Annotated in this window: 8 protein-coding genes; all 8 read left to right on the top strand. The window is 57.2% G+C overall.

Annotated elements, in window-relative coordinates; genetic code table 11:
• Positions 1-144 precede the first annotated feature (144 nt).
• Complete coding sequence (locus DEO48_RS26005) at positions 145-813, top strand: tyrosine-type DNA invertase (RefSeq protein WP_109846718.1); 669 nt, start codon at positions 145-147, stop codon at positions 811-813.
• Between the two features lie 323 nt (positions 814-1,136).
• Positions 1,137-1,679: a type 1 fimbrial protein gene (locus DEO48_RS26000; protein ID WP_181367070.1), complete on the top strand. Its 543-nt coding sequence runs from the start codon at positions 1,137-1,139 to the stop codon at positions 1,677-1,679.
• 129 nt (positions 1,680-1,808) lie between these two features.
• Entirely contained in the window at positions 1,809-2,543 is a 735-nt protein-coding gene (locus DEO48_RS25995) for a molecular chaperone (RefSeq protein ID WP_181367069.1), read from the top strand.
• The gene (locus tag DEO48_RS25990; protein ID WP_109846715.1) at positions 2,540-3,115 is read left to right on the top strand and encodes a fimbrial protein; all 576 of its coding nucleotides are present in this window, start codon (positions 2,540-2,542) and stop codon (positions 3,113-3,115) included. Before DEO48_RS25995 ends, DEO48_RS25990 begins: the two co-directional genes overlap by 4 nt.
• Before the next feature lie 18 nt (positions 3,116-3,133).
• Positions 3,134-3,874 carry a molecular chaperone gene (locus DEO48_RS25985; RefSeq protein WP_109846714.1) on the top strand — a complete coding sequence of 247 codons (741 nt, stop codon included), beginning with the start codon at positions 3,134-3,136 and terminating at the stop codon, positions 3,872-3,874.
• Positions 3,875-4,182: 308 nt separating this feature from the next.
• Entirely contained in the window at positions 4,183-5,010 is an 828-nt protein-coding gene (locus DEO48_RS25980; RefSeq protein ID WP_109846713.1) for a molecular chaperone, read from the top strand.
• Positions 4,988-7,618, top strand: a complete 2,631-nt coding sequence (locus tag DEO48_RS25975) for a fimbria/pilus outer membrane usher protein (RefSeq protein WP_181367067.1) — start codon at positions 4,988-4,990, stop codon at positions 7,616-7,618. Before DEO48_RS25980 ends, DEO48_RS25975 begins: the two co-directional genes overlap by 23 nt.
• Positions 7,609-8,570 (top strand): reverse transcriptase domain-containing protein (locus DEO48_RS26655; RefSeq protein ID WP_258306214.1); only part of this gene is annotated, 962 nt, incomplete at its 3' end. The genes DEO48_RS25975 and DEO48_RS26655, both read left to right, overlap by 10 nt.

Raw genomic sequence — 8,570 nt, 5'->3', positions numbered from 1 at the left:
AGAAGGAATGCCATTCAGAAAAAAATTATCCTGCCCTTCAATACCCCATTCAGGCGTACTTACAGATTAATCCGGGCTGGCGGCATTCGTTTCGTTGTGGATAATTACATACAGTTACACTTAGCAAAGAAACGGAAGCAGAGAATGAGCCAGCGCAGGTACCTGACACAGACAGAAGTGGAGAGCATGCTGAAGCATGCGCGGATGAGCAGCACCCCGGAGCGGGATTACTGTCTGCTGTTGATGAGTTTTATACACGGCTTCCGGGTCAGTGAGGTGTGTGAGTTAAGGTTGTCCGATATCGACCTGAAAGGGGGGAGCCTGTATATCCGGCGGATGAAGAACGGGTTCAGCACCACGCACCCGCTGCTGAAGGAGGAGAAAAGCGCCATTCGCGCCTGGCTGAAGGTCAGGTCCGGTCTGCCGCATGCGGACAGCGAGTGGCTGTTCATTACCCGTCAGAGTGAAAGGATGACAAGGCAGCGTATCTGGCAGGTCATTAATAAACTGGGGGAACAGTCAAATATTTCTGTAGTTTCGCATCCGCACATGTTGCGACATGCCTGCGGATTCGCGCTGGCAGACAGGGGGGTGGACACCAGGCTGATACAGGACTATCTCGGACACCGGAATATCCGCCACACGGTGCGCTACACGGCGAGTAATGCAGAAAGATTTAAGTGCGTGTGGGGGAGGCGAAAACGGAAAAAGACTTTACATTTAGGACCAAACTGTAAATCAGTATATACGAACTTCATGAAGCGTCCAGCCCGCAACATATTAAGTTCCCGAACAGTATGTAACTATATGTAAAAAAAGAAAATAAAACACCCCAAAACACACCCAACCCATTGTAAATCCTCACTTACTCCGCGTCACAAATAAAGCTTACACTTCTGTCGTTTCTGCGCTTTCGATTCCGAAAACCATATTCACTAAATTTTCGTCTGATGCCGGACGTTACATCCTGAATGCCATCACCCCACGGTACAACCCTCTGTAAAACCCGCGAGATTGTCAAAATGGTCCTAAATGTAAAGCTCGTGCGTCATAAAACAACGGGAGTTTTACGGGCCGGGCGGTAGCCTGCGCAGTCGTTGCGCAGATTAAAAATTAAATTTAATTAAGGTATGGCAATGAAAAAGCAAATTATCAAAATGAGTATGCTGGCGATGATGGTTATGGGGGGTGTTAATGCGGCGCACGCTGATACTAAAGGTACAGTTCAGGTCACGGGTGTGGTCAATACGCTGACCTGTCAGGTGAGTCTTTCTCGGCCCACCATTGACCTGGGGGGGATGATACCGTCTGCGTTAAATGCAGCTAACACTCTGTTTAACGCGCAGGATGTGACTGTATCATTGAGCGGTTGTGGTAACGCGGCCGCACAAGCGGGTGCTGGTATTCAGCTGGATGCCAACCCTATTACTGGTTCTTCCAATAAAATTTTTGGTAGTGACACAAGTGCAACCTGGGGCTTTGGTGTTGCGAAGAAAGATGCCCCTGCCACTCTGCTCGCGAAAGGTGAATTCCTGTTTTCAGCTGTGGCTGGTGACTTAGGTACTGCGCTTGAAGCGAAAACATACCCGGCTACGATCGGCTTCGCCGCTCCTACGGCCAGCCCTACTGCAAGCGCAGCGCAAACCACAGGCATCTCATTTTCGTTCGTAAACCCGTAATCTAAAACAAGGAGCCCCTCCCTCCATAGAGGCTCAGGGGTGGGCACGGATGCAGACATACCACGCAATTTGTGTGGTATGTCGATTTGTGGGTGTTCAGCAATAATACTGACGACAGGAAGGTTAGCGATGAAAAAGATGGCGTTTGCACTGGCATGTCTCTGCACGTCGTTTCTGGGGGCAGGGTCGGCATTTGCAGGCCTGCAGTTGGGTGGGACGCGCCTTATTTATCCCGCTCATCAAAAAAGTGTCACAATCACGGTGCTTAACCAGGGAGGGGGCCTCCCCTACCTTATTCAGCCTCGGGTTTTGAGGGGGCTGAACGGGCCAGGGGGGGCGCCTTTTGTTGTGACGCCCCAGCTATTTCGCCTTGAATCTGACGGGGAGAGCGCTGTCCGGGTGGTTAAGCTGCCGGCTAACCTGCCATCAGACAGGGAGTCCCTGTTCTGGCTGAGTGTTCTCGCCATTCCGGCCGGCGACACTCCGCCGGATGCAAAAATGGATAATGCAACCCTCAGTAAAATCAGCGGGAAGGGTGTGATTGGACTCGGTCAGAAAATTAAACTGATTTATCGTCCTGACGGCTTGCCGGGGCTTTCTGCAAGTGGTGGGAAGCTGAAGGTCTCCCGCTCCTCTCAGGGGGTGAAGCTGGAAAATCCAACGCCCTTTATTATCAGCCTGGCTTCTCTTGATGTGGGGGGGCATGCCATTCTGACAAAACGTTTAACCGTAGAGTCAACCACGCTGCTTCCTTTTTCCAGTGAAGATATCCCTTTCTCCGGGCTCACGTGGCCGGCGGATATCAAGTGGCAAACCATTAATGACGGTGGAGGGCTGGAATCCTGGAAGGGGGGGCGGTCATGATAGCGGTTAAATCCAGCCTGCTGGCAGGCATCCTGGTCTGTGCGACACCCGCAATGGCTGATAGCGGGCCGACAATCTACGGTACCAGCTTCCCGCTGACCCTGACCCTGAACGTTGAGCGTTCAACCTGTATTCTTTCGCTTGCGTCACCCGATTTGATGACGTTCACCACTGCGGCTAACCAGAAAGACTTCAGGGTTCAGGGGCCCATATTAAGATTGGGAACGAAAGATATTACCCTGCACCTGAGTAATTGCGCGGGGTCGAAGCAGCCGGGTGTTATACCCGCAATACAGGTAACGGGGCAGACGCTGTCCGGTTACGATGATTTATTTCAGTTTCAAAATACACAAATTACCGGCGCCCTGGGGTTTGGTCTTCGCCATAAAGACAATAATGGAGTGCTGGGCGGGTATATTAGAGGTGGTGACTCTGTTGAACTCGCCCCGCGGGGCGGTGAGCCTGCGGACGGTGATGTGAATTTTATTGTGGATATGCGATATCTCGGCGGTGAGATTAAGGGTTCCGGGGCTGTTGTTGCGAATTTTAACTTTAAGATGGCGTATCGTTAATTATATCCGGGCGGAGATATGAGAACCCAGCGAGTTGTCTGCTGTATTTCCTTTTTTGTTATTTCGGTTGCTTTTGTTTTTTTTGGTGGGGGCCTTTTCTCCCCGCAGTCTGCGAGAGCGAGTGATTTATCTGGCGGCATAGGGCTGGGTGCGACCCGCATGATTTATCGTGAAGGGGACACCTCTGCCACCCTGAAGGTACTCAACACGGGAGCCACGACCTGGCTGACGCAGGTCAGGGTGACTGATGTGACGGGTAATGACAGCCGCGCGTTTGCGGCATTCCCGCCGCTGTTTCGACTGGAGGGAGGTTCAGAGAACAGCGTGCGCGTCAGGCTGACCGGTGCCCCTGGTGATTACCCGAAGCAAACAGAGGGGGTCTGGTACGTTCACGTTCTGTCCATCCCACCCGGGAGGCAGCCTGCAGCGGCGAAAGGGGGGGTAAGCGTGAGTATCGAAAACGTTATCAAGCTCTTCTGGCGACCGGACGGCATGCCCGAGCCGGGGAAGGCAGTGTTCAGGGATGTGCTGTTTACGCGCGCGCCGGGCGGCGTGAGGGCCTGCAATCCCGGGCGTTACTATCTGTCATTTAATCACCTGAGGGTGGATGGCCATTCCGTGGATTTAAATGCCGCCCCGTCCATGCTGGCACCCGGGAAATGTGAGGATTACAAAGTGAAGGGAGAGCGGGTCACCTGGTCAATGATTAATGATTCCGGCGGTGATTCCGGGGAGTTCAGTGCGGATGTTTCCGGGTGATGGGTAATTAATTATTAATAATTAAGGGTTCGGAAATTAAAGTTTCGGACTTTCATCTTCTTTATTAATTCATTGCCCGTCTGCTGGCTCGCTCTTTCTGGGTTGGATTTGCTTTTTATTCTGATGGTGCTTATTTGCAATGCGTAATGCGTAATGCGTAATGCGTAATGCGTAATGCTGTTTATTTCTTTTATTTGTTTATTTAATGCAGGGCGGCCTGTTAATGGCTTTGCGCGCCCGTTATTTATTATTCGTGGCTGCGGATATATTCCGCTTAATTTATTCCACCTATCGTACAGGGGTGAAAAATGTCTGGTCCGTTTTCTGTTATTAAGTCGCGGGTGGCGCGGTGGCATAGCGTCACCCTCACACCCACCCTCAACCGGGGGATTGCTGTCGCGCTGGCAGGCGGGCTGCTCTGTCTGTCGGCGACCGGACAGGCGGCTGAGGGAAGCGCATCCGGCAAGGGCATCACTATTTTTCCCATGCTCATCCATTACGACGCGGAGAAAGCAAAATCCGGCACCATCGTGACCGTCATGAACAGCACGGATAAAAACTACCTGCTTCAGTCAACCGTCAGCGCGTTCGATCCGTCCACGGGGCGCATTGACGCCACGGCCGGGAGCGTGCCGCCTTTCGTTGTTCTTCCGCCTCTCGGGCGCATTAATGCGGGTGAAAGAACAGCCCTGCGCGTCAGGCAGGTGGGCGGGAGCCTGCCGGTGGACCGTGAGTCGGCCAGCATCATCTCGGTTACCGGTATTCCCCCCTCTGACAGTGCGGCCCGGACTCCCGGGCAGGCGAAGGTGAAAGCCGGCACGCAGGTGCAGATTGCCGTCAGGATGAACATGCGCCTGTTTTATCGCCCGGCGGGGCTGGCTGCGCCTGACATCCCGAAAATAGCGTCCACCCTGACGTTTCGCGCGCAAAAAGAGTCGCTCATCGTGTCGAATCCGACGCCGTACTTTGTCCATTTCTCCTCGCTGACGGCAGGCGGCATGCCCGCGGAGGAGGGGGCCCTTGAGGCCTGGATTGCCCCGAAATCAGAACAGCACTTCCGCTTTAAGGCACGGCCAGCCGGTGCGGTGTTATGGAAAATGAATGGAGATAAAAATGAATATAAAGCAACGCTGTAAGCCTGACGGGCATCCGGCGATGGCGCAGGTGGCGTTACGACTGTCTCCCCTGGCGCTGTCAGTGATGCTGGCAACGGGCTTCCTGTCCACACCGGCGGTGGCCCGGGAGTATTTTGACCCGACCTTCCTGAGTGGCTCCGCGGCAGGGACCGACCTGACGGCCTTCGAGACGGCAGGCTTTGTGCCGCCCGGGACATACATGGTCGATGTCTACATGAACAGGACGCTGGTCAGCAGTCAGAACATTCAGTTTCGGGAGATAAATGGCGCCACCCGGCCGGTGCTGATGCTCTCCTGGCTGCGAAGCTGGGGGGTGGACGTGGATGCCGTCCCTTCCCTTAAGGGGAAGCCGGGCGAAACGGAAATCACTGACCTGTCTGTTTTTCAGAAGCAGGCTAAAAGTGAGTTCGATATGAATAAGCTTGCGCTTAACCTGAGCGTGCCTCAGGTGGCCATGAAGCCCGGCTTTGCTGACGGAGATGACAGCGCCCTGTGGGATGACGGCATTCCCGCCCTGATGTCATCGTACAACTTCAGCGGCGCCGAGGGGAAAAGCACGCCAGGTCAGGGGGCTGAAACAAAAAACCGCACGCTCTTTGCAAACTTCCGCAACGGGCTGAACGTGGGGCCGTGGCGCCTGCACAGCACCCAGACCTTTACGTACACCAACACCCGGGAATCCGGCAGCGGCAGCTATGCCTGGCGTACGTCCATTCCGACCCAGCGACAGTGGCGCACCTCAAATACCTACCTGCTGCGGGATATTGTAGCCCTGCGAAGCCAGATGCTGGTCGGTGAGGGAAGCACGGGCGGCGATATCCTTGACAGCATTCCGTTTCGCGGGGTGCAGATGACCTCCGAGGACGGCATGCTGCGGGAGAATCAGCGCGGTTTTGCGCCCGTCATCCGCGGCACGGCGAACAGTGATGCGGTGATCCGGGTGAAGCAGAACGGCTACACCGTATACCAGACGAACGTCGCGCCGGGTCCCTTCCGTATTGAGGATATGGGGCAGATGGGGAACGCCGGCGACCTGCTGGTTGAGGTTACGGAAGCGGACGGCTCCCGCCACTCCTTTACCGTAGGCTACTCCTCGCTCCCCATTATGCAGCGTGAGGGAGGCTTTGAGTATGAGGCCACCATCGGGAAATACCATGGCGGCGGCGTCACAAAGGGGAGTCGCGAACCTGAATTTGCGATGGGCTCTCTGGTCTACGGCCTGCCTTACGACATGACCGTCTACGGTGGCGGCGTGCTGGCCAGTAACTACCGCTCCGGCGCGCTGGGTACCGGTATCTCACTCGGACAGCTGGGGGCGCTCTCACTGGATATCACGCAGACAAGCTCACAGCTGCATGACACCCGCGGGCGTGACCTGAACTGGGTGGACGGTCAGTCCTGGCGGGCCAAGTACTCAAAAAGCATGGTGACCACCGGGACCAGCGTGTCGCTGGCGGCCCTGCGCTACAACACCCGAAACTTCTACAGCTTCAATGACATCAACATGCAGGGGTATGACCTCAGCGAAGGCTTCGCGCCCTGGACGATGGACCGGCAGCGTCAAAGCTGGCAGGCATCCATCAACCAGCAGCTGCCGGCTGGCCTGGGCTCCGTCAACCTGTCGGGCAGCCGCAGCAACTACTGGGGGCGCTCCGGCACCAACGACAGCCTGCGCATGTCGTACTACACCTCCCTGATGGGGGCGACGCTGACTGTGGCATATGACATTGACCGCATACAGCGCAGCGACAGCAACTGGCCGGAGAACCGCCAGCTGTCCGTGTCACTGAACGTGCCGCTCAGCATATTCAGCCGGGATAACCGGACGCTTCAGGGGATGAGTACCACCTACTCAATGACCCATGACAATCAGGGGCGCGTATCCCAGAGCACCGGCGTGAACGGCACCCTGCTTGACAATGCGGTCAGCTACGGCGCCACCCAGTCCTGGGGAAATCAGCACCAGCCCGACCAGAGCAGCCTGAACCTTGCATGGTCCGGTAAGCGCCTGAACGCGAACGCCGGCTACAGCAACAGTTCCTCGTATAAAACGCTGACCTGGGGGGCGTCGGGCGGGCTGATGGTGCACCCGTACGGGGTGACGCTCAGCAGGTCGCTCGGCGACGGGGCGGTACTGGTCCGTGCGCCGGGGGCGCCGGGCGTGACGGTGAACGGGTATGACCGGACGGACTGGCGCGGGTATGCCGTTATGCCGGCCGGAGGCATGTACCGTAAAACCAGCGTCACGCTGGACCCGGGCACCCTGCCTGACGGGGTTGAGCTGGACAAGAGCAGTAAAAATGTCTACCCGACGCGCGGTGCGGTGGTGCTGGCTGACTTCAGGGTGCGCACCGGTAAGCAGGTTCTGCTGACGCTGACGCACAACGGCAAGCCCGTACCGTTTGGGGCCGTGGCCACCCTGGTGCAGTCGACCGACCAGAGCGGCAGCGGCATTGTCGGGGATGACGGGCGCGTCTATCTGGCGGGGATGCCGGATAAAGGTGAGGTGCTGGTTCGCTGGGCTGAGGGGGCGAGCGGCGAGTGCCGTGCTGCGTACCAGGCGGCACAGGCGGAGTCGATTACTCAGTTGAATGCGGTTTGTCGGTAAGCACCCGGCACCGGGATGAGTATTCGGGCCCGAAACCCGAATCCGGCATCACGGCACTGTGGGATGAGGCGTTTGCGTGGTGCTGTCATCAGCGACGCCATCACCCGCCCGGGGCGGACGTATGGGACCTGCGGTTTCACTGGCCTGCGCGGCGGGAAGCGTTGCTGGCCACGGTGTGTGCCGGGCAGTACCGGCTTCGTCCGGTCCGCCTTGTCGGGCAGGGCGCGCAGCGCAGGGCGGTATGGGATGCTGCCGATGCGCTGGTCCTGAAATGGGTGGCGCTGAGGCTAAGCCACATCCTGCCGGTACATCCCCTGTGCGAGCACGTGAGGGGGCACGGCGGAGGCCGGCAGTCTGTCAGGAAGATGGCGCAGACCCTCAGGGAGGATGGCTGGCGGTTTGTATGCCGGACGGATATCCGGGGATTTTACGCTCACATCCGTCACGGTCTGCTTTACCGGCAGCTCAGGCGGCACGTGGCTGACCCGGTGCTGCTGGATTTGCTGAAGCAGTTCCTCCACTACAGCGTGGAGTGGGGCGGCGAGTTTCATACGCCGCGCAAGGGGATAAGCCGGGGCTGTGCCCTGAGCCCGCTGCTGGCGGGGTTCTGCCTGTGGGGAATGGACACGTACTTTGAGGCGCAGCCTGGTCTCAGATACGTCAGGTACATGGATGATTTTGTGATACTGACCCGCACGCGGTGGAGACTGCGGCGTGCGGTGAAAGCCCTGAGCGTATTTTTTGCGCGCGGGGGATATGAGCGCCATCCGGAGAAGACCTTTATCGGGCGAATCAGCCGGGGTTTTGACTGGATGGGCATAATGTTTAACGTGACAGGCGCGACGGGCGTGGCCCCGCGTGCGCTGTCAAACCACCGTGAACGCAGCCGGCGGCTTTATGAGCGGGGCATGCGCAGGGGCAAAAAGACGGCCCTGCGCCTGCTGTCGGGTTA

The organism is Enterobacter sp. CGMCC 5087 (assembly GCF_003144775.1).
Classification (GTDB): Bacteria; Pseudomonadota; Gammaproteobacteria; order Enterobacterales; family Enterobacteriaceae; genus Enterobacter; species Enterobacter cloacae_M.
Note: the sequence above shows the minus strand (reverse complement) of the source record. Positions and strands in the feature narration are given on the sequence as shown.